The following is a 2,369-nucleotide window of genomic DNA, read 5'->3' on the forward strand; positions in this document are numbered from 1 at the left end:
GCTGACGCGGCCCGTGACGCGGACCGGGGCGGTTCGTCACGGCACCGTCCCATGGCAGGCCGACAAGCCCGATCTGTACGTCATCGATACGGGGATGGTCGCGCGGCACATGCGGCAGCCGCATGAATGTGGGTATCCCCGCGAAACGCGGCATCTCCATCCCCGAAAAGGGGGTAAAAAACGGGTCGGCCATAATCCCTCCTGAGCTTACCCGCGCGATTCTAAATTAGTTCTACATCCGTATAAACACCCAAACATCGGAATTAGAATAACCAAAGTCCCAATTCGGGATCGCTTCAAACACCTTGGAATTTCGGCAGAAAATCGAGCGCATCCCAGCTGGTCATGACCACGCGCGCGTGGTCAAAATCCATCGTATGGCCCGTGACGACGGCAGGGGTCAGCGCGATTTCCTGGCCACTCCCCCGACCCATCAGTCCCGTTCAGGCGTCGAGTTCCGCATCCCAGTAGAGGAAATCGACCCAGCTTTCATGAAGGTGGTTCGGCGGGAAGCGGCGCCCCGCTTTTTGCAGGTCATCAGCCGTCGGCCGGAACGGCGGACGGCGCAGGCAGAGCCCGGAATGCTTCAGCGGTTTGTTGGCCTTGCGAAGGTTGCACGGCGCGCAGGCCGCCACGACATTGTCCCAGCTTGTCACCCCGCCCCGCGACCGGGGTTGCACATGATCGAAGGTCAGATCGCCCTTCGATCCGCAATACTGGCAACAGAATTCATCCCTCAGAAAAAGATTGAAGCGCGTGAAGGCCACGCGCTTCTGAGGTCTTACATAATCCTTCAGCACCACGACCGAGGGTACTCGTATCGCCTCGCGCTGCGAGCGCACGACCTCATCATATTCGGCGAGGATCATTACCCGGTCGAGAAAGACCGCCTTGATCGCATCCTGCCAGGGCCAGAGCGAGAGGGGGTAATAGGAAAGCGGCCGGAAATCGGCGTTCAGCACCAAAGCCGGGCAATGTTTCAGCGCCGAGGGCTCGCGCACGAACCCGGTGCGGAATTCGGTATCGGTTGGATGGTCGAGCATTCGTACAGTGTCCTCACCTCGCATGCCGCTGCGGCACCGGGGCGGGAGCACCCGCCCCTGCTTATCCACAACTATATATGGCGCTTCGCGTCTGGCAAGCCCCGCGATGTGCCATGGTTGCCACAAAGACTTTACCGGCAGAGGATGAAGGGATCATGACAGGACCCGGACTGAAGGACAGTCTTCCATCAACTCTTAACGCCGCTGGCCCACCAGCGGCAGAGGATTTCCATCGTCGCATCTTCGGAGTTCGGGATATCGCACGGCTTGGCGCGACCGATCCGTTTTCACAGTCCTGTCAAGGACCCGGTCCAGTCAGACAAAGCTGCCCATTGGTTCAAGGGCAAGAACGATTGAGTGGAAAAGACAGTATTGATCAGCGGCGCCGGTTGCGCCGGTCCACCCGAATCGGCAGCTTCTGCTGCTGCGGGGCCAACAGAACGGCAAGCAAACCGCCAGCAATCACTGCCGAAACAATCAATGTTGCAAGACCCATCCGCCACACTCCCAAACCGCCTTTGTAAAAAGGTAACGACGTACCTCGGGGTTTCAAGCCCCATTCACGCGTCAGGCAGGTTTTCCTTGAGGAAAGCCAGCGCCACAGACAGCCCGTCCGGCGCGATCCCGTGGCCGGTGCCCTTCATGACATGGCCATAGGTTTCGAACCCGGCCCCGGTCAGCGCCTCTCCGGCCAGCCCCATATCCTGAAACGGCACCATCTCATCCTGATCGCCATGGATCAGCAGGACCGGTGGTTTCGAGACGGCCTCGTCCGCCAGCGTTTCCGGGGCCAGCAGGCGGCCGGAAAAGGCGACGATGGCGGCGACCGGTTCGGCGCGGCGCGGCAGAATGTGCAGGGCCATCATCGTGCCTTGCGAAAAGCCGACCACCGCCAGCCGGTCCACGCTCAGCCCCTCATCGCCCAAACGGGCGTCGATGAAGGCATTGATGTCGTCAATCGACTGCGCCATGCCAGCCTTGGCCTCATCCTCGGATGAGCCATCGAGCCAGGGGATCGGGAACCACTGATAGCCCATCGGATTGTTACGGCAGGGTTCGGGCGCATCCGGCGACAGAAAGACCGTATCGGGCAGATGCGGGGCCAGAGGATCGGCAAGACCCAAAAGGTCAGCACCGTCAGCACCATAGCCATGCAGGAAGATCACCATCGACCGGGCCTGCCCCGATTGCGCGGCCTTGCGGCCGAACTTCAATTCACGCGTCACCTGATCCCCTCCCGGCTTTTGGCCACCCGGTAGTAGGCCCAGAGCGCGCGGGCTGCAATGGCCCTCCAGGGGCTCCACGCTTCGGCCATTTTCCGCAACT

Annotated in this window: 3 protein-coding genes and 2 pseudogenes; all 5 read right to left on the bottom strand. The window is 60.9% G+C overall.

The genetic code is table 11. The annotated features are described in order from the left end of the window. A pseudogene (locus WBB85_RS11050) lies at nt 1-193 on the bottom strand (agmatinase); the annotation flags it as partial. A gap of 103 nt (nt 194-296) precedes the next feature. Then, nucleotides 297-434, bottom strand: a complete 138-nt coding sequence (locus WBB85_RS11055) for a hypothetical protein (RefSeq protein WP_432638671.1) — start codon at nt 432-434, stop codon at nt 297-299. Nucleotides 435-443: 9 nt separating this feature from the next. Further along, complete coding sequence (locus WBB85_RS11060) at nt 444-1,043, bottom strand: HNH endonuclease (protein ID WP_432638672.1); 600 nt, start codon at nt 1,041-1,043, stop codon at nt 444-446. Between the two features lie 560 nt (nt 1,044-1,603). Continuing rightward, complete coding sequence (locus WBB85_RS11065) at nt 1,604-2,269, bottom strand: alpha/beta hydrolase (protein ID WP_432638673.1); 666 nt, start codon at nt 2,267-2,269, stop codon at nt 1,604-1,606. Further along, nucleotides 2,266-2,369: pseudogene (locus WBB85_RS11070) on the bottom strand (DNA-3-methyladenine glycosylase 2 family protein); the annotation flags it as partial. The pseudogene WBB85_RS11070 and the gene WBB85_RS11065, both read right to left, overlap by 4 nt.

It is taken from the genome of Albidovulum sp. (assembly GCF_049646345.1).
Lineage (GTDB): Bacteria > Pseudomonadota > Alphaproteobacteria > Rhodobacterales > Rhodobacteraceae > Albidovulum.